Below are 20,734 nucleotides of genomic sequence, written 5' to 3'. Positions count from 1 at the left end.
TAGCATGTTAACAATTGAGAAATGGTTGCCAACGGTATGTCGACTATTAGGCGCGATGGTTATATTACTAGCGGTCGCAAGTTACATGACAAATATGACGCTAATTGATCTACTGAGTTATGTTGAAAAAGCATTCAGCTACAGTTTCGTCTTGTTGTTCGTTCCCTTGTTGCTTTTTGCAGGTTACGCGATTGCGTTAGTTAATAGAGCCAACGTGAATAAGGCGCAAAAAGCGTTTTGGTTCGAAATAGGTCAGCAGTCGGCCAATGGCATGTCAACCTTAGCACTAACTTTTACTTTACTGGGCATAAGCGTCGGTATAGGCACGTTGTCAAAACAAAGCTTAACGCCCGAAACAGTAAATGAAGTAATTGGCATTTTAACACAACAATTTTCGATGGCGTTTATGACCACTGTAGTAGGGCTGCCAGCGGCAACGCTAAGCAGAGCCCTATTGAGTATCAGTATGGTCAAGCCACAAAGCGAGTTGCCATATAAGCACTCATTTGAGCTACGATTTATGCATCATAAAAAGGAGTAAGGGCATGACTATCATGCGAAAAGTCGCGTTTATTGCAGTTAGCATCAGTGCACTTATCTATCTGGTGCTACAAACAAGTCAGGGTCAACTTTGGTTAAGTAAAAGCCAACAATCTCTGCTAGGCGAAGGGACAAAAGAGACAGAGTTTGTCGTCTCGAATGCACCTAAACAACACGCACCTAAAAGAGACGCACTGATTGATTCATTTACGCAATTTTTAAACAATAGTAAACATGCGACGCAAATTGCAGAGCTAGAAATTCAGCTCAAGCATATGCAGACTGACATTGTTGAAATGGCGGCAGCAATGCAGCAATTAACGGCACTTAAAAACACATTACCGGAGAAAAAAAAGATGCTAGGCAATGCACAAATACAAACATTACAAGACAATGATACATCGGTAAATGTGTTTGCAGCGCCGCCAAAATTTCAAGTAACGAGCACAACCCTCGCGGTACACGATAAACAGCAAAATGGGCCCGTTGTGCAAACACTTGCCTCTTCTCAATCACGCAAAGCCGACGCAAGGATGCGCCAACTTGAGCATCAAGCCAGACTGCAAGAAGTTGTTCAACAAATGGAATCAATGGCCTTACAAGCTATCAGTCGTTAACTTACGTTATTGATTAGGTGAAGCTAATATGCTGTTTCAAAAAACGAATGCAATGGATAGGGTCCTTTATCAAATGCTCGGTAAGTATTGGCTTCATTTAACATTACTGAGCATCCTAATAGTATGGTTGTTTGACGTTTTCTATGTGGCAGAGGAACACACCTTAGTTTCTGCTTTATCAACTAAAAATTTGCCTCTCTTTGCATCTGTTACCTTGCCCAGTGTGCCTAAAATCAGTCCTACTTTAGCGCTCGATATGACTGCGTCAGAACCGGCTCCGCAGATATTGACAACTTTAGCTCAGGCGTCAATAATAAAGACCTCAAAAACGCAGGCTTTTAAAGTACACGCAACTGTAAACCAAGCTATGCTGACAAGCTCAGTTATTCAGCCGACAGACGTTCAAGTCAACAATGTAATTAAGCAATTAACTGATTTAGATAGTCGGCATATTCAATTTTTGCTACCTGAGACAAATTTGGCAAAAAAGGCCTTTGTGAACCACATGTATCGGTGTGAAAACATCCAATTTGGCGTCATAACAAGGGAGCGACCTCATCAACTTACTTTGCTTTCAAGCGAGCGCGTTCAAGCAAGGGCATTTCAAGCAAGTGAACTTTTGCGCGTTGCCCACGATTATTTGAATCGTTATGAACGTAATTTAGTCACTTTATATGCACAAGGAAATCAGCCTGTTCGCCTATTTGAAATGAGCTTTGATGTTAATTTAGCAACTAAAATAGCCGCGGTATTGGGTCAAAAAGAACTGCAATCCTTTAGTGCCCGATATTTTTTAGAAAGGTCGCAAGTAGGTTTTACTGACATTGTGTTAAATCATCATGCGATCTCAGAAAACTGGATTATCTCGTCAAAAAAATGTTATTAAAATAGCTGTCATTGTGAGCTTGCGATAGAATCAAACAATCAAAAAAAGTGTGTGGAAATAGTTGTGCAAATCGGATTAGTACTAAGTGGCGGCAAGTCATCCAGAATGGGCAGAGACAAGTCTGCAATGACAATTGGCACAGAAACAATGTTGGAGCACAGCATTGCTGTAATGAATTCACTTAATTTAGATCGTGTTGTGGTCAGTGGTGCTGACTTTGATATTCCTGATATATTTCCTGAAAAAGGTCCTGTTGGGGGGATCTATTCGGCTATCCAGTACTTGTCACTTAATGTAGGCGATATTGTATTAATAATACCCAATGATATGCCTCTACTGAGTTCTGATGCACTACTAAGGCTAGTCCAGCAGTCGGTACTACGGAAATGTACCTTTATTTATAAACAGCACCCAATGCCATTAAGCTTGTATATAAGTAAAAGCGTATTAACAAGACTTCAATTATTGGAAGGCGCTACCGGAATGTCTATTAAGTATCTAATTGAGGCTGACCGAGTAGAAGAACTTGCTGTTGTATCCCAAGACGTATTCAGTAATGTTAATACGCCACAAGAATTAGAAGACGCCATTCAAACTTATAATAACACGCGCTCATAGCATATTATCAAAGGATATCGTGTATTGGCAGTTGGTATACTAAAACGAAAAATACTGCGGGTGGAGATAGTCATAATAAGTGCTCAAGCACCATAAAAACTAGCATTGATTCAATTCAGCAGAAGCTAGAGGATGCCTCTATGGCGATAGTCTACTAGGTAGTCAAGGCCATTGTAATTTTGTTAATCAATACTTCTCTAGTGATAGGTTTGGCAATGATATCTTTAAAACCGGCAATCGAATAAGCGGTAACCTCGTCTTTTGTGACGTTAGCTGTTACAGCCAATATAGGCGCTACACCGCCCTGATTTCGAATTGCTTTGAGTGCAGCAAGACCATCCACATCCGGCATTTGGATATCCATTAACACGATATCTGGTTGGAACTCGTAATACAATATTATGGCCTCAAAACCGTCTTCAGCGACCTTGACGGTGCAACCTGTTGATTTAAGCATACGCACTATAATTTGAAGGTTAATTGAGTTATCTTCAGCCACTAGGATCTTGAATTTTGATAGATCTAATTGCACAGCAACTTTATCTTTTATTCTGAACGCGGTTGCACCTTCAGCTTTTTCTATTGGCGTAATTTTGGCAGCAACATCGGCAACGTCAAATGAGTCTGTTGTACTCGTTTCAACTATTGTCATAATGATTTCCTAGCGTTTAGTGAAAAAATATTTTTAACATGATTTAATGTCTATAAAAACTCCATGGTGAAAATAACAAAATTGGCTTCATTTTACAGGATTATTTTAAATACCAACGTATGAGCTCGATATAACCTATTTTATGAAAAAGCAGACTTCGGTTTATATTCTATTTAAAAAATAAACACGCTTTATGCATAAGCTAAGCAATATATCGTTTTTTTGACAATTTAATTTCACAATAACAATTACGTAAGTATGATCATCATAGCGTGAGTAGAAGTGAGTTATAACTTCCTTATTTTCTCTTTCAAGGGCGGTTAACGCAGCGTCTTTTTATCTAAGAAAGCATCATGTTTACCCGTTTCGACTACTTACCACAATTAATCGCTATGTAGAGCATCGATTGGATTTAATTTAGACGCTTTAATAGCAGGGAAAACACCAAAACCCACTCCCACAATCATACAAATACTGAGAGATAAAAAGATAGCAGGAATTGACCAACTTACCGCCCAGCCCGAATAAAAACCGATAATTTCAGATAGCGCTAATCCAAATATAATACCCAAAATACCGCCAAGCGCTGAAATAGCAAAACTTTCCGCTAAAAATTGCTGTTTGATGTCCTCTTGGGTAGCACCCACGGCTCGCAGTAAACCTATTTCTTTGGTTCTTTCCATAACATTAGCTAACATAATATTCATAATGCCAATACCGCCAACAAGTAACGAAATTCCAGCTACGCAGGCCATTACAATATTGAAAATCTGCTGAGTTTGCTTCTGTTGCTCAAGCAGAGCTGCAGGGATGATAAGGGAATAATCCTCAATACCACCATGGCGTAATTCCATGAGTTGCTTAACTGCTTTAGAAGCAATCACCGGGTCGCTCGCTTTTGATATGTTAAGTTTAATAGTATCTAGTTCGCTGGTCAGTAGATCGTTTGAAAACTTTTGAACACTGGTGGATAAGGGTAAGAATATTCTGTATCGGTCGCCGCCAATTTTGACACCCTGAAACTCGTTTTTATCGCCTGGAGGCGGACTCAACACACCAATAATTTGCAACCACACATGATTGACTTTGACGTATTGATTTAGCATGTTATTGGTATCATCGGCCATCGCAGGAAACAGTTCCATTGCCGTATCAAAACCCAATACCGCGACTTGTGCAATTTTATTATTGTCATTCTCGTTTAACAAACGGCCTGCAGAAAGCGTCAAATTTGCGTGTTCAAAGTAGGTAAGGGTCACACCAAGAACTTCAGCTTGGGATTTTCTAAAATCGCTGTAAATATCATGGATCTTAATTTTTTTACTGGCACTAAATCCCTCGACGAAAGGCAACGTGGCAAGTGCAGCATCCACGTCTCCCATTGAAAGACCTAAACTTTCTTCTCTAATCTCAATGAGTTCTTCACTGGGGTATTCTTTACCTTCAATAATGATGTTGTTAACACCCATAGAATCAATTAATTTTAAGGCTTGACGTTCTGCACCTTCGCCAATATTAAGCATAGCGATAACAGCACCAACACCAAAAATCATGCCTAAAAGGGTTAAAAAAGTACGCAGCTTTTGCGCTGATAACTCAGCAATAGCATCTGCTAATAAAACGCGATACTTTCTGATCATGATGGATCCCCAATAGCAACAGACTCAGGAATACTTAAAGCCACAACATCGCCTTTCGTTACACCACTCGTAATTTCTACTACATACTGATTTTTACGACCACTGATGACTTCACTGCGTGAAAATTGACTGTCTAATTTTAAATAAACATAACTTTTTCCTTTATCGTGATGGATCGCTTGTAGCGGGACGACGATAGTCGGCTCTGGTTGTTTTACTTCAATCTGTGCTGTTATTTTACGCCCTGGTTGCATCAGTCGCTTGTCTTGCATATCCAGTGTGACTGTAATTTCATAATAGGTCACAGGGTTTCCACGTTCAATTGAACGTGGAAACCCTGCAACGTTATTTATCTTGCCGCTAAACGCGCGATCAGGAAAAGCGTCTAAGCGAATATTCACGGTTTGTTTTAGTGCCAAGTCAATCGCGTCATTAGCCAGCACGAAAATACGAGCTTGCATACTATCTAGGTTGGGAATGTTGGCAATTGCACGACCAGGAAATACCGTTTGACCGACCGATGGTTTTTCGCCGCGACGATCCTTTTCATAGATAAGTAAACCAGAGTAGGGGGCAACCACTTCTAATTTAGACAATGCTTGCTGATATCTATCGTACTTTGCAGCGTGCCCACTGTTGCGAATATTGAGCACCGCCGATTCACTCTCGTGCTGCTGGTCAATACTTGATTCTTTCCATTCGAGGAAATCGTCTTTTGCCTCTAAGAAATCACGATTTTGCAAAGTATCTATTATTTCTAACTGTGAATAGATACGTAAATCATCAATGGCAAAACGGTCAACAAAGGCAAACTCATGTTTAACAAATGTTTGGTCGGACTCAATGTCCTTCTGTTGTTGAGTTTGAATCGCATTATTTTTTGTCATATCCTGTTGCAGCTTCAACATTTCGAGTTCTTCGTCGCGGCTGTCTTTTAAGATACGTTGAGCATCAAAACGAGCGATAACTTGGCCTGCTTGCACGATACTATTTTCCGGTGCTAACCATTCTAAAATCATGGGCTGGTTGCCTGGTGATGCTATTTTTTGAGCCTCGGCTGCTTCTATTTCACCAAAAGCGCTAACAGAAATTTTGAATTCCCGCTCCGATACTTCATAAGTTGGTACGCTTCCTTGTTCTTCCTCACAAGCCGTAATGAGTAAGAATAAAGCACATAAACTCGCTAGTTTTGCCGCCTTTGATAAATACATCAGACACTTCCTTGCGATAGCTCAACAGTGGCTTTCATACCCGGCCGCATAATACTGGTATCCATTTCATCAAGCGTTACCCACGCATCAAAAACAACTTTCAAATTACGTTGTGATTTGTTTCTAAAGGCCTTACCAATTTCACTGATTTTGCCATTAAAAGGACTTTCAGGATAAGCATCTAAAGTGACCTTAACCTGCTGACCAATATTTACTTTAGCAGTGTGTGATTCATCAAATTCAACTTTGACTGAGATATTGTCCAATGATGGCAATGTCATTAAGGTTGCACCCATATAAACCGTGTCACCCACAGCCGGTTTTTCATCATTCCAGTTGAGGTAAATAACCATGCCGTCTTTTGGCGACTTGATAGTTAACTTATCAATACTATCTTCTAATTCTTTTACTCTTACTGCCCGATTATCGATGCGCGCTTGCTGTACTTTTTCATTAACGCTCATTTCTTCTTTATGCTGTGCCACCCTGTTCCTTGCTTGCAAGTGGGTTTGTGTCGCAATCTTATGGTCAGCCTGCTGCTTTTGACGCTCAATTTTAGAGCGCGAGGCATCGGTTATTTCAACTTTACGTCTTGTTTTGTCCTCGTTCATTTTGGCTTCAGCCAAGCTAAGGAGAAGATCTTTGAGCCTGGCCTCATTATTTAATTTACCTTGCTCTGCTTCCTTTGTTGCCGCATCAAGATCACTTTTACGCCCAAGTAAATCGTTACGAAGTGACTGCCCATCGAAGCTGATTAGGGTGTCGCCAACTTTTACAATTGCATTTTCGCGGGCAATATACTCTATCTTAAAGCTCCACATGCGTCTGATATTAGGTGGGCCAATGGTTATTTTCTGCAAGGAAACTAATTCTGCGGGTGCTTTAATAATATTTTTAGACGATTGTTGATATATTTCAACAGGTTCGCTACCACAAGCACTAAGCAGGAAAACGCCAGCTAAAACAGATAGGTAATTACGCATTAGGTTTACCTCCTGTGATATTGATTTGAATTCGAACGCTCATACCAGGCAACAAATTAATGTCGGGTGCCGTGGTAAACTTAACAATGGCAGGAAAGTATGAACTTTTACTCCACTGCGCGCGTTTTTCAGATTGACTTGAAATAGCCTCAATATAGCCTTCGAATGATTTATTAGGGTAAGCGTCAACTATTAACTCCACCTTTGTTTTGTCCTTTAATCCGACCGCATCAATTTCATGCACCCAAGTTTCAATTTGAAAGTCGGTTGTTGCTTGCACATCCATGACTTTCCAGCTTGGTTGTAGGTTATTGCCCGCGGTTATTTTTTGTTGGGTCCACGGGTGCATTGCATACGTAATAGGTCCCGATATTGTTGCTGTGACATTCATTTTTGCGAGTACCTCTTCAAGATAAGCAATCTCTTCTCTTACCTTCTGAATATCAATGTTTTTCTTTTGGATTTCTGTCTCACGTTCTTGTGCGGCCCGTCGCAGGGCTTCCTCGGCTTTTACTTGTTCTAGCATCGCACGCTGCAGAGCTAAGTCATATTGACCTTTTTCATATTGACTCACATCAGAAGCGGGCACAGAAGCCTCAATTTGTGCTTTTTCAACTCGCATTATGGCTAATGTCAAGCTACCTTGAGCGTCGGTAAATTTGCGATCTTGCTCCATTCTCATTTGCTCTAGCTCAAGCACTTGACGTTCTAGTGACTCTATATTCTGATCAAGTCTACTTTGTTCGTTAGAGCCATCAAATACAGCAATTGTATCGCCTTCTTTTACTATCGCACCTTCTTCTTCCATCCATTGAATTTGAATTTGCCAACGACTCGATTGTGGCGCATTAATAACTTGTTTAGCTGATGAGCTGACTTGACCCGTTAATAGCAAATCGCTTTGCGCTTGAACCGTTACTGACAGCAAAGCTAAACTCAATAATTGAGCTATGCGCATTACTGTTAACTTAGTAAAATATATTTTCATAAAACCGACCATCAGAAGTGACTCCTTTCAGTATTGATATAATTTCTCAGATTAACTTATTATTTTACCGTCTTTCATGCGTATTGTTCGCTGGGCATAAGCCGCAATATCATTTTCATGCGTTACCATCACAATAGTTTGTCCGCCCTCATGCAGTTCAGTCAATAAATGCATGATTTCTTTTGAGGTTTGACTATCCAAGTTTCCGGTTGGTTCGTCGGCCAAAATAACACTTGGTTTGTTGATGAGTGCTCGTGCAATAGCTACGCGCTGGCGTTGTCCGCCTGACATTTCATATGGTTTATGGTTTTTCCGATGGCTAAGGCCAACGCGCTCGATTAAGTCAAGTGCTCGGCTATTTGCCTCTTCAGCATTGATCGATGAATAACGAAGGGGTAATTTGACATTTTCGATAACATCGAGTTTGGGTAATAAGTGGAAAGTTTGAAAAATGAAACCAATATGTTCGTTTCGAATCCGTGAAAGCTCATTGTCGGTTAAGCTGGCGACATCTTTACCATCAAGTAAATATTTGCCAGAAGTAGGGGTATCCAGACATCCTAGGACATTCATTAATGTCGATTTTCCGCTGCCAGAGCTGCCCATGACAGCGACGAATTCGTTTTGTTTAATGGTTAAAGAAACATCGTCTATTGCAGTGACAATTTCTTCTCCATTTTTGAATTGTTTTTTTATCGAATGAATTTCAATCATAGTGTTATAACACTTCCCTGTGCGGCTTGTTTTTATGTGACTCACTGCTATAAGCTTTTTTAATTATATAGCATACCTTTAAACGCAGCTAATAGGTACGTAGGGAAGTAAAATAGTGATTAGTTTTTAATGTAAAGATAACAATTAGCCCAGTTTTGGGCTCAATGAGAACAGTACGCGGCATACTTATATACAGCTTGCCCTATTGACGGCATTACAGGGCTTTATAAATTATGAGATATTAGCGTGTTTAAGCACGTGGTGGGGAGATAACCGTTATTCACTTGGTGAGCGTATTTTAAGCCAACCTTTATTGCTGTCATCTCGCCTATTCTGCAATCGACTGAGGCGACAGCAGGTAAAACATCGGTAGCATTTTTCAACGGCATCGGCGTTTAAGGCCATTTTATCCTTAGCCAATAAGTCGCGCTCCCAAGGTTGGACGCCTAAATTGGCACAACCACCTAATTGTAATGAGCAGTGAGTCTACTGCGCAAAACCTCAGTGAACCTTAGGTGAATTTTATCTGACGTGTATTGTGTTTAATTGATGCTGCGTTTCCAGTTCAAATAGAATGACTGAGCATCAAAACTCTAAAGTATGAAACTAGCTGCGTGATAAGTATGCTATTAGTCCAAATATGGCAAAGAATGCAGGTTGATGAACAAGATAAATCACCAGGCTATGTTTACCTGGCAATGCTAACCATGTGTTTTTTTCGATATGTTTCAGCGGATCATTTTGCAAAAATGCGGTCGAAGCAAACCAAATACCAATGAACACCACGCCTATCCAAGGAAACAGACTGACATAGTCGTTTGAATATGAGGGCAGGTAACTGCGGATATAATTGAATGGCCAAATGGCAGATACCCAGCCGATGTTATAGGTGGCAATTATGCAGAGTCCAATAAGCAGGGATATGCGGGGTTTATTTGCAAACATAATGCAAAGCAGGCTGGCAACAGCAATGAAATGCAACACACCAAAATAAATATAGTTTTCAGGCACCATTAACAATGAAACCAAACTGATAGCCAAAGCACTGGCAAAAATTTGAATAAGTCGCTTAGTAAATTTTTTCCAATTGATGGCACGTTGATATGATAAATGCAGCGATGCGCCTAAACAGATGAAGAACGAGCTAAGGATAATGTGCCGAAAAGTTCGCCATCCTTCGCCATCGGGTATGTCCCAGTCAACATAACCGAAAAATTTGAGGTCATATATAAAATGAAATACGACCATAAGAACAATGGCGACTGTACGTAAAACGTCAATACTGAAAATTCGATTATTCAATGAGCTAACACTCCATCTCTAAAACAAATCTTAGGGTATGATCAGTTCAGTTACCATTCAACCCCGCTACAAAGCCTAATTTCGATTTGAGTTGGCGCGGATCCTCAAACCGTTTAACTCCCATAAAAGCTGGGCCAATGCCAAAAAAGCTCGCGGTTAGAGTATATGTCAATAGCCGGTTGAATTTCAGGTATGCATTGATATCGATAGGTTAACCTAAATTCACCTTGCCGTTTCTCATTTGTGTCATCGCCCCAGTTTCAAGGTCAAATAGTGCCTCCCAATAATAGTGACGTACTCAGAAATACCGCGTCCGTATGCAATGCGTTGTAGTAATTCGCTACCATCGTCATTTTTCCTTGAGCTGAAACGACATTCGAATCCACGCTCAAAAGGGAGCATATAGGGGTCATAAACCTTATCGACGGATTCAGATGCATCGCTTTAGAAGAGTAATACCGTCCTTGTCGGGTAAGCCTAAATTGAGGATCATTATTGAAAATTCGTTACTAGCAAACGAACCTAAGGCACTTTGGGCTTTGGCATGTGAGTAATAGCATAACCGTTGTGTTGCAACGATTTACCTAACTCTTCGGCTAGTCGGGTAATATCTTCAACTAGTAGTAGTCTCATACGCTGAATTTATAAGTGGGTTATGTCTGATTTTATAACAGAATACTTAAGTTATGCTTAAGCTTTTATGGTGGGTGTTGAGTGCAACGATTTTTACACAAAAAAAAGCTGGGCAATGCACCCAGCTCGAAAAACCTCTTAAACAACTTTCGTTGAATAAACAGGCAGGAACTCTTTAATTAGTCTGCGGCACAACAAAACCATCTAATAAGATAAGTTGCGGTGCATCACCTTCCATATCGCCATCCACTGCGAATGCAGTATATATTTCACCCGCGACTAACGATAAAGTACCGGTTTCAATTGCTTCAGTTTTTGTACCTGTAGGAGTTACAGTAACAACATAATCTCCAGCTGCTAGCTGCACGTAGCCAGTCTCCGCTAATGCACCAGTTGCATAAGGTACGTCAGAAAATGCAGGTGAGACGTCCGCAATTTCGCCGTCGGCTGTAACGTATATATCAACGTTAGGTGTCGCTTGTGACGCGTGAAAAATGCGCACTTGAGCTGCTGTTGCGATTTTTCTTGGGGTATCAATAATTAAATCTAAATCAATGTCCGCAAGGGTATTATTAGCTATTGCGGTGTAGCGCATACCAGCTGTTAACGTAATGGCAGCGTCATCAATTACAACGATGCTGTTATCAGCGTCAGCTGCGACATCAATAAGGTAGTCACCAGCAGCAACTTCTATGTAGCTTGTTGCGCCTTTAAAAGGGGCACCATCAAATAAAGTTAACGCGTTATTCGCAATAATGTCTACTGCTGGTGCGTCCGCAACAGCGTGCACAGCGCGAATTTCAGCTGGCGTGTCCTTGTCTAATATGGTTGCAGAACCCGCACCCGTAGCGACTACAAGAGATACCGGAGACCCACCAGTTACCACATTTTGTGTGGCCGAAATTAATAAGTCAGATCCGTCTGCTAGTGACAACGAACCAGAGTCAAACACAACAGTTGTTGAGCCCGCTGGTGTAATTCTAATTTGGTAATCGCCCGCAGGTACTTCAACCTGACCGGTAAATTGTTTATAAACGAGGGTAGCAAGCGGTTGCTCTGTTGATAACAACGTGTTCGGCGCAGTGACGTATACATCCACTTCGGGCGCATTTGGAGCCGCATGTACAACTTGCGCTCGCACGTTTCCAGCGGTCACTGGGGTGAGTGTGTTTTCGACCACTAAAGCCTCTAGTGTGCCTTGACCAACTGAACCGATGGCTAAAATAGTATACGTTTGACTACCGACTAAGACCGGCGAAAATGTCAACACATTTGCGTCATCGCCCGGTAAGTTAGCCTCTACAGAAATTTCATAAGTGTTAGGTGCAATTGGAAACCAAGCAGTGGCGTCTTGATAATCAAGGTCTTGTTTTTGACCTATCGGTGTGCCACCTATAATAATATCGACGGTTGGGGCATCAGGAGAAGCGTGTACGACGCGGACGTTGGCGCTAGTCGCTATTTCAACCGGTTCGATAGCCTTATCGTCATCGCTGTCTAGCCAACAGCCTGACAACAAAAATGCTGAACAAATGACAGGCAGCAGCAGTTTACTTTGTGGTGTAATTTTCATGATCGTTCCTTTTTCATTGTAAGATATTGCGTTTTTTAAAAGCAATTTTGTTCACTACACAAATATATACTGCAAATGTTTTTGATCGGTTTAGCCCAAATTACTGTTTTTAAGTTAAACTTTTGTAATAAAACATTTCATGAATTTTACGCGAGGTCACCATTAACTACTTTCGAACCATCAAGCCGTCCAACAAAGACTTATTTTTCTTACCTTTAGGTGGGACAGGAGAAATAGGCATGAATATGAATTTATACGGGCATAATAATAAATGGCTGATGGTTGATTGTGGCGTTACCTTCAGATCCCCCCTAGATAGAATAGATGATCAAAACCCATCTGCTAAATTGTTTGATATGATTGCACCTGATCCTGTCTTTATTGAAAATAGACAAGAGAGTTTGTGTGGCATTATTATCACTCATGCGCACGAGGACCATGTGGGTGCTTTGCCCGCATTATGGAATAAATTTAAATGTCCGATTTACACAACAAAGTTTACTGCCGAAGTACTGCGCCGAAAACTATATATGACCGACATTGCCGAATTAGTTAAGATTATTGTTGTTGAGCCGGGCAGTACAATTGATATCGGACCATTTACCATAACATGGCTGTCAATAACTCACTCATTACCTGACGCGCAGGCATTATTTATTCAAACTGCAGTTGGCTCTATTTTCCATACCGCTGATTGGAAAATAGATTTTAATCCAATAACCGACCAGCCTTTTGATGCAGCACCCTTTAAACAACTTGCTAAGTTGAAGCCAACGGCAATGGTGTGTGACTCGACTAATGCCTTGCGTCCAGGGTACTCCTTGTCGGAAGGTGATTGTGAACTGGGATTACTGCGAACGGTTCAACAGTGTCAAGGACGCGCTATTGTTACTTGTTTTGGCAGCAATGTCGCTCGCCTGATTAGTTTGGCAAGAGTCGCCGCAAAAACAGGCCGATACATGACTCTATTGGGGCGCTCACTCGAAAATATGTACAGCATTGCCCGCAGCACCGGTTATTGGCCTGATGAATTGAAAATTTCGCATCGTCGAGATATTGGTTATTTACCAAAACACGAAGTACTCATTGTTGCTACTGGTAGTCAAGGAGAGAGCAGAGCAGCATTGGGTAGGCTAGCTGGGGACAATCACCCAGATTGCGAAGTAGAATCAGGTGACACCGTGATTTTTAGCTCAATTACCATCCCGGGGAATGAAAAAGCAGTTGATAAAATGGTAGAAAACTTAAAAACAAAAGGACTTATTGTCATCCAATCAGCACTATCTAAACACACAATACATGCATCGGGTCACCCAAATGAGCGCGACTTACGTGATATGTATGAGTGGGTCTCGCCTAAGGTTGCTATTCCGGTACATGGCGAACCCAAACATTTGCAAGCGAATGCGTTAATCGCCCAAAAACAAGGTGTTCAAAAGCAGCTTGTGGGATTAAATGGCGACCTATTCCAATTAGCACCGTCTATTAAGATAATTAAGAATGCAGTTAAAGTGGGCCGAATAGACATAACTGAAGTGAATAAATCAATTAAACCTTGATACTGTATTATGCTTATAGCATGCCTTAGCTGCAGGCTAAATGTTAAGTTGAACCTGTCTGTGGTTAACTATGCACTCATCAAAAATGGAGTAAAGCCATCATGAGTATTGATACGTATGCTTATTCAGCCAACGTCAATAATCGCTGTATAAAGCCCTTAAGTAATGACCTCATTGTGGCTGAGTTAACAGGTATTTTATGTGCAAAAAATATCAAAGCCGATCCGAAAAAAAATGCGCATTTTAGAAAAGGATGGCGCTCTGGCGGCGGCAGTGCCTTGGCTGTTATATTTCCAGAAACACTATTGCAGTTATGGCAAAGTCTGCAAGTTTGCGTTAAAGCCAACACTATTATTGTGATGCAAGCGGCCAATACCGGATTAACTGAAGGTTCGACACCGAGTGGCAACGACTATGACCGCCCAGTTATTGTGATCAACACATTAGCCATTGATAAACTCTTTTTGATTAATGCAGGTGAGCAAGTTGTCAGCCTTCCGGGGGCTACATTACATCAGCTAGAAAAACAGCTAGGAAGCATAGGTCGTGCTCCTCATTCGATTATAGGATCATCTTGTTTAGGTGCATCTATTGTTGGTGGTGTAGCAAATAATTCAGGCGGAGCTTTAGTGAAACGCGGCCCCGCCTTTACGGAACTTTCGATTTATGCGCAAGTAGATGAACAGGGCGAACTGATACTAGTTAACCACTTAGGAATTGAACTTGGCGATTCTCCAGAAGCTATATTGACAAATTTGCAACACGGGGAGTTTGCAACTACTGCGGTTGCTCAAAGTGATAAAATGGCGTCCGATAAAGAGTATATGGAGCGTATCAGAGATGTCGAAGCCGACACACCTAGTCGCTTCAATGCGGATAAAAGAAGGCTGCATGAGTCAAGCGGCTGCGCAGGGAAGCTGGCAGTATTTGCGGTCCGTTTAGACACTTATCCGGTTGCAGAACGCGAACAAACGTTTTACGTAGGAACAAACAACACCAAGGAATTAGCCCAACTCAGGAAATTGATGTTATCACGCTTAACCAATCTGCCCGAAGTAGGCGAATACATGCATCGAGATACTTTTGATATTTCACAAAAATATGGCAAAGATACTTTTTTAAGTGTTCTGCATTTAGGAACCGATCAATTACCTCGTCTATTTTCTATTAAGGGACGTATTGATGCTGCGCTGAACAAAGTGAGCTGGTTGCCAAAGGCAATAACAGACAAATGTATGCAGGCTTTTAGTCGTTTTTTCCCTGAGCATATTCCACCGCGTTTACTCCAGTATCGTAAAGATTATGAACATCACCTTATTCTCAAAATGAGTAATGAAGGGATCGCAGAAGCACACAGTTTCTTGTCAGATTTTTTCAGTAAATCGACAACAGGTAGCTTCATTGTATGTGATGAAAATGAAGCAAAACGTGCTTATTTGCATCGTTTTGCGGCAGCAGGAGCAGCTTTGCGATATCACACTTTGTTTGCAAAGAACGTGGGCGATATTTTGGCGCTGGATATTGCTTTGCCGAGAAACGAAATTGACTGGCTTGAAAAATTACCTGAGGAATTGAATAAGCAGATTGATAAGAAACTCTACTACGGTCACTTTTTTTGCTATGTATTTCATCAAGATTACATTTTGAAAAAAGGAGTCGATGCGCAAAAATTGAAGACACAAATGTTAGCTCTTTTGAATAGTCGAGGCGCCAAATATCCAGCAGAACATAATGTTGGACATCTATATTCAGCAGAGCCAGATTTAAAAGCCTTTTACGAATCACTCGATCCAACAAATACCTTTAATCCAGGGGTAGGTAAAATGCAAAAAACTAAACGCAACTGCGCCTGCGGCTTTTAAGCAATGGCATACAATTTATAATGAGTGTCATTTGGTAATATGACGAGAATTCAGTAATGACATCAAGCGCTGTCAAAATAAATAGAAAGGGATGTCTTTTAAATATGACAAGGCACGGTATTTAATATAATTTGTATGGCTGGCTAATAAAAATCACCGCGTCGATTGAGCCTATTTGTAATGTTGACGCCAGCATTAGGCGATCCAAAGACAATGAACACGTATAGATGCAGATTATAAGCGCGTGCTTGGGTACATTTAACCTTTACCCCTCATTCAGCAATAAGCGGAACTTACCTTTCTTTTTTGGTCCTTTTATTTTCATCTGTTTTTTTTCTTTTTCTAACTTTACTCAAGGCGCATCAAAACCTGTGTTAGATAATCCTCGTCTATCACACCTGAATACGTCGGATGGCGTGAGTCAAAATACGATTCACGACCTGCATATCGATTCATATGGTTTTTTATGGATTGCAAATGAAGAAGGTCTGAATCGTTATGATGGCCACCGCGTAATTCAAATACCAGGTATCCACGGTGAATTTTTAAGTAACCCCGTATACGATATTTACGAAGATAGCCGCAGTAATCTCTGGATCAGTTCAGGCACAAGCGGAGTACTCAGACTCAATCCGCAAACCAAAGAGTCAGAAAATATTGTCTCGGCGCGCTATTTAGACGATCCTGAATGGATACAATATGCTGAATATATAACCGAAGCCGAACGCGGGAATATTGTCATTGCTTTGAATCATCAAGTCGACTTGTATCGTTATGAAACGGGTCGAGTGGCCACGCTATTTTTACTCAATGAGGTTGATATTGCGCGCAGCGTTGTGATCCGAACAGCCTATAAAAGTGGCGATATGTTACTTGTCGGTACCTCAAGAGGATTAATCGCTAAAAATTTACTCACAGGTAAAATCAGTACTCTTGAATTTTTGCCGACAGAATTGCAAGACGATGTAAACAGCCAAAACGTAAAGCAATTGATAGAAATGCCCAATGGGCAATTGTGGATAGGCACTGTCAAGGGGCTCTATCAAATGTCACTTGCGGCCTTAAAAAAATTTGTTATTAGTGATTGGTCCGCCCCGTTATCAAGCACTATCGATTCGCAAGAAAACATATGGAGCTTACGCTTTTTCGACGACGATTCTATTTACGTAGGAACTGAGCGCGGTTTATTTAAAACAGATATGTCTGCTTCACCTCTCTTATTTATGTTTGAGCCACAGCAAAATATTGAAGATATTTCAGATAAAAGTGTCAAATCTATCGCCACCGATAAAAATGGCAACGTTTGGATTGGTACACAATTCAATGGCGCTATGTTCTGGTCTCCAAAAAGTACTTCTTTTACGTCAATATCAAACAGCATTAACACCAAGCCTGAAAATAGATTAAGCCACAATAATGTTCTTTCGTTATACCAAGAAGATAAAAATACACTTTGGATAGGCACAACGAATGGGCTAAATAAAATAAATTTAAATACAAGTTTAACAGAGCAGTTTCTGGTCTCGAATTCTGAAGTGACTAATGATAGACAATCCTATATTGAGCAGATATTTAGCATCAATAAAAACGAGTTGTGGATAGCAACCGGTGCCGGTTTGCGGGTTTTCGATAGCATGACCAGTAAAATCAAGGACTTTACTAACTTTAAGCCTGAGCAACAGCAACTATTTGAAAGTGACTCATATGGTTTAGTACAAGGGGGTCGATCGATTATTTGGTCATTATCTGATGATGGCTTGATTAAATTTGATTCGCTAAACTGGACTGCGCAACTGTTTACATTTAACGAATTAGGGCTTAACGGTAACACCATACACATGATAATTGGTTACGATATTCGCACATCAAGTGTATTGCTAAGCGCCGCCGGAAGCCTTGTTGGCTTTAATACGGACTCCTTGAAAGTCAGTGTTTTACATTCTATTAAAAAAGAGGGTGATTCACTTAGTATGTGGCCAAGCAGTTGGTTAAGAGATTCAAAAAATAATTTTTGGGTATCTTATCCCGGTAAAGCGCTGTATCAACTGAATGGTGATAACTTTGAGCAGATTAATGAATTCAATTCAGCTAAGGCATTGTCGACCAATCTTATTTACGGGCTTGCACTAGATGCTAGGGAACATCTTTGGTTCAGCTCGCACTCCGGGCTGCATAAATTTAATCCGCAGAATATAGATTTATTTACATACAAGTACATGCAGGGAGTGTCCTCAACAGAATTTAATGAAGGTGCATTTACCACTCTATCGGATGGTCGCTTAGCCTATGGTTCAACAAAAGGAGTGACGCTATTTGACCCCATAAAAGTGTCTTCTTTGTATAATGAAAAACACAGGGCACCAGTTATTACAGAAATCGAACTATCGTCTAGAAAACTTTATCTTCCTTACACCACACTCAATAATAGGGAAATTGTGCTAAAGCATGATGATATGGGGTTAATTGTGCATTTCTCATCTTTAAACTTCAGTATTGTTGAGTCAGACCGTTTTAATTATAGGTTGGTAAGCAACGATAAGGTAATTAATTTTCCGGGTACGGTTTCAAACAAAATAGAAATTTCGATGCTTGAGTCAGGAAGTCATGTATTGGAAATATACGAGCTAGGTGACAACATAGATGCGTCACAAATCGCAAAACTATATATTCGAGTTGAATATGCGCCGTTTTGGTCTCCCTTCGCTATCGCAGTTTACGCTATTTTAGTATTCTCAGGACTGCTATGGTTTGTCATTAGGCGCAATCGAATTCAAGCTGTTTTAGCTTCAGCTAATGACCAGATTAGTCTCTATAATAATAGGTTAACCAGTGCCCTTAAGGCCAGTAATTCTGATATATGGGAGTGGTCTTCTGTAAGTAAGATAATACATACTTCGCGCCTCCAAAATGAATTAGGCTATGCGGTTGATGGCAATGCTGTTGAATTTGAAAAGCATCTATCATTAATTCATGAGGTTGACAGGCTCCAATATCTGTCAGCATGGAGACAGTTTATTCGGCGTGAGGACGAGCAATTCGACAATACTTATCGCATGAAACACGCTAACGGCGATTATCTGTGGTTCAGAGATGCAGGTAGTATTTCTAGTCCAGAAAATGAGGCGATTACTGTCACCGGCACGTATACGAATGTGACTGAAAATATAGCCTCAAAAGAGCGTTTAAAGTTTTTTGGGGATGCATTTAAACACACACGTGATTGGGTCATTATTTTTGGTAGGAATAAGCAGCCTTTAGGCGCTAATCCTAGTTTTTATAGAGCCTTTGGAATTAGTGAGCAAACTGAGTTCAAATCTCAATTGACACATATCATGGAGCAACAAGAAGGAATGAAACGTAAATTCATTTCCAAACTAGCCACCTTGAAACCGGGAGAGCACTGGAAAGCTGAATTGGAGTTTGTCGTTGCTGATAGTAAAATTACAACCCTCACTGATGTTAATGCAATTGCCAGTGAGAATGATCATAGATTAATAGAATATTATTTAATTATAATGACTGACATAACAGAACAAAAAGAAGCGCAAAATAGTTTAATTAAAATAGCTAATTATGATGTGCTCACAGGGCTTATTAACCGCACTTTATTGATTGAAAAGCTAAAAAGCGCAATATTGTATGCAAAAAGACACAGTACTAGTTTATCGCTTGTGTTTATTGATTTGGACCGATTTAAACCTATCAATGATACCTTTGGCCATGCAGCAGGTGACAAGGTTATTGTCGAAATAGCCCAACGAATAAAGCATAAACTTCGTGACAACGATATTGTTTCTCGATTGGGTGGGGATGAGTTCGTTGTGGTACTTGAGGAGACGCAAGATCGACAAAGCGTCAACAATGTAGTGCAAGACCTACTCAAGCTGTTAGAGCAACCTATCTATTTAGGCAGCCACTCTGTTAGCGTTTCTGGAAGCGCTGGTATCGCGATGTATCCGGTTGATGCAATCGATGCAGAAAGTCTATTGAGAAACGCTGATGTCGCGATGTACAGCGCTAAAGAGTCAGGGAAAAATGGTTACCAGCACTTTACACCAGCAATGAATGAAAAAGTGCAGCAAGCTATGTTGTTACAGAATAAACTCAAAGTTGGCGTCGCCAGCAATGAGTTTGAAAACTATTATCAACCGATTGTTGATACTAAAAACAAAAAAACGGTTGGTTTTGAGATGCTAATGCGCTGGCAGAGTGATAATCAATTTATTTCGCCAGTGACGTTTATTCCTATAGCCGAGCAAATTGGTTTAATCGTTGAAATGACAATTCAGGCAATCGAACGCGGCCTAGCTGACGTTGCAAAGTGGTATGAGCAAGGTTTTGATGGTTATATGGCGATAAATTTATCAGCTAAACAATTCTCTACTCGTCCTGATTTTGAAAAGATTCTACAGTTACTGAAAGACTATGCCTTGCCTGCATCTTGTTTACGCTTTGAAATCACCGAAGGTTTGTTAGTTGACAATAATCACCACACTTTGGACTATATGCATGAAATGAGAGCCTTAGGCTTTAAAATATCATTGGATGATTTTGGTACGGGCTATTCCAGTTTGCGCTACTTAAAAGATTTTCCAATAGACGTATTGAAAATTGATAAATCTTTTGTAGATGATATTGGCATTGATAAAGGCACTGAGTCTATTATTGAGTCGACTCTCATTATGACTAAAATGTTGAATATGGATACTGTGGCTGAAGGCATCGAAACAAAACAGCAAGTCGATTATTTCAGCAAGACCGATTGCCATTTCTTACAAGGTTTTTATTTTTCCAAACCTGTCAGTCATGGTCAATGTTTCAAATTGTTACAAAAAGACTGGTCATACAAGTTCTCTTCACAATTAGAAACTGTCCAATCTACCGTAAAGATATGATTTTGTTATATTAAGCTCTAATTTACATCGGCATTCATGTTTGTAACAAAACAACTATTCG

The 20,734-nt window shown here is 40.4% G+C and carries 15 protein-coding genes and 1 pseudogene; 7 read left to right on the top strand and 9 right to left on the bottom strand.

Annotated features, from left to right (window positions below; genetic code table 11):
* Positions 1 to 4: 4 nt before the first annotated feature.
* The 4 genes from CXF81_RS07970 to CXF81_RS07955 all read left to right on the top strand — a co-directional run bounded on the left by CXF81_RS07970 (position 5) and on the right by CXF81_RS07955 (position 2,661).
* Complete coding sequence (locus CXF81_RS07970) at positions 5 to 541, top strand: hypothetical protein (protein WP_101180833.1); 537 nt, start codon at positions 5 to 7, stop codon at positions 539 to 541.
* Between the two features lie 4 nt (positions 542 to 545).
* A complete protein-coding gene (locus tag CXF81_RS07965; RefSeq protein ID WP_101180832.1) occupies positions 546 to 1,157 on the top strand; it encodes a hypothetical protein in 612 nt (203 codons plus the stop codon).
* 28 nt (positions 1,158 to 1,185) lie between these two features.
* Entirely contained in the window at positions 1,186 to 2,043 is an 858-nt protein-coding gene (locus CXF81_RS07960; protein ID WP_101180831.1) for a hypothetical protein, read from the top strand.
* Between the two features lie 63 nt (positions 2,044 to 2,106).
* A complete protein-coding gene (locus CXF81_RS07955; protein WP_101180830.1) occupies positions 2,107 to 2,661 on the top strand; it encodes a molybdenum cofactor guanylyltransferase in 555 nt (184 codons plus the stop codon).
* 154 nt (positions 2,662 to 2,815) lie between these two features.
* Here CXF81_RS07955 and CXF81_RS07950 read toward each other — a convergent pair whose 3' ends face one another.
* The 9 genes and pseudogenes from CXF81_RS07950 to CXF81_RS07905 form a co-directional block, all read right to left on the bottom strand.
* Positions 2,816 to 3,313, bottom strand: coding sequence for a response regulator (locus CXF81_RS07950; protein WP_101180829.1), 498 nt, complete (start codon positions 3,311 to 3,313; stop codon positions 2,816 to 2,818).
* A gap of 383 nt (positions 3,314 to 3,696) precedes the next feature.
* Positions 3,697 to 4,953, bottom strand: coding sequence for an ABC transporter permease (locus CXF81_RS07945; RefSeq protein WP_101180828.1), 1,257 nt, complete (start codon positions 4,951 to 4,953; stop codon positions 3,697 to 3,699).
* Positions 4,950 to 6,164: an efflux RND transporter periplasmic adaptor subunit gene (locus CXF81_RS07940; protein ID WP_101180827.1), complete on the bottom strand. Its 1,215-nt coding sequence runs from the start codon at positions 6,162 to 6,164 to the stop codon at positions 4,950 to 4,952. Before CXF81_RS07940 ends, CXF81_RS07945 begins: the two co-directional genes overlap by 4 nt.
* Entirely contained in the window at positions 6,164 to 7,147 is a 984-nt protein-coding gene (locus CXF81_RS07935) for an efflux RND transporter periplasmic adaptor subunit (RefSeq protein ID WP_101180826.1), read from the bottom strand. The genes CXF81_RS07940 and CXF81_RS07935 overlap by 1 nt, the downstream gene beginning before the upstream one ends.
* Positions 7,140 to 8,135, bottom strand: coding sequence for an HlyD family secretion protein (locus CXF81_RS07930; RefSeq protein WP_157825524.1), 996 nt, complete (start codon positions 8,133 to 8,135; stop codon positions 7,140 to 7,142). The genes CXF81_RS07935 and CXF81_RS07930 overlap by 8 nt, the downstream gene beginning before the upstream one ends.
* A 51-nt stretch (positions 8,136 to 8,186) precedes the next feature.
* Positions 8,187 to 8,849 (bottom strand): ABC transporter ATP-binding protein, encoded by a 663-nt coding sequence (locus CXF81_RS07925; RefSeq protein WP_101180824.1) that lies wholly within the window; start codon positions 8,847 to 8,849, stop codon positions 8,187 to 8,189.
* A gap of 378 nt (positions 8,850 to 9,227) precedes the next feature.
* Positions 9,228 to 9,326, bottom strand: a pseudogene (locus tag CXF81_RS20545) (DUF4266 domain-containing protein); the annotation flags it as partial.
* A gap of 129 nt (positions 9,327 to 9,455) precedes the next feature.
* Entirely contained in the window at positions 9,456 to 10,151 is a 696-nt protein-coding gene (locus CXF81_RS07920; protein WP_101180823.1) for a heparan-alpha-glucosaminide N-acetyltransferase, read from the bottom strand.
* An 808-nt stretch (positions 10,152 to 10,959) separates the two neighbouring features.
* Positions 10,960 to 12,357, bottom strand: coding sequence for a DUF4397 domain-containing protein (locus CXF81_RS07905; RefSeq protein WP_101180822.1), 1,398 nt, complete (start codon positions 12,355 to 12,357; stop codon positions 10,960 to 10,962).
* 239 nt (positions 12,358 to 12,596) lie between these two features.
* On the opposite strand from CXF81_RS07905, the gene CXF81_RS07900 reads away from it, so the two are divergent.
* The 3 genes from CXF81_RS07900 to CXF81_RS07890 all read left to right on the top strand — a co-directional run bounded on the left by CXF81_RS07900 (position 12,597) and on the right by CXF81_RS07890 (position 20,673).
* A complete protein-coding gene (locus tag CXF81_RS07900; RefSeq protein WP_101180821.1) occupies positions 12,597 to 13,916 on the top strand; it encodes a ribonuclease J in 1,320 nt (439 codons plus the stop codon).
* Between the two features lie 101 nt (positions 13,917 to 14,017).
* Positions 14,018 to 15,778, top strand: coding sequence for a D-lactate dehydrogenase (dld, locus tag CXF81_RS07895; protein WP_101180820.1), 1,761 nt, complete (start codon positions 14,018 to 14,020; stop codon positions 15,776 to 15,778).
* A 371-nt stretch (positions 15,779 to 16,149) separates the two neighbouring features.
* Positions 16,150 to 20,673, top strand: coding sequence for an EAL domain-containing protein (locus tag CXF81_RS07890; RefSeq protein ID WP_198556348.1), 4,524 nt, complete (start codon positions 16,150 to 16,152; stop codon positions 20,671 to 20,673).
* Positions 20,674 to 20,734 lie beyond the last annotated feature (61 nt).

Origin of the sequence: Glaciecola sp. 33A (genome assembly GCF_002836745.1) — a bacterium.
GTDB lineage: Bacteria > Pseudomonadota > Gammaproteobacteria > Enterobacterales > Alteromonadaceae > Glaciecola.
The sequence above is the reverse complement of the archived record's forward strand: the minus strand, read 5'-3'. Positions and strand labels throughout refer to the sequence as shown.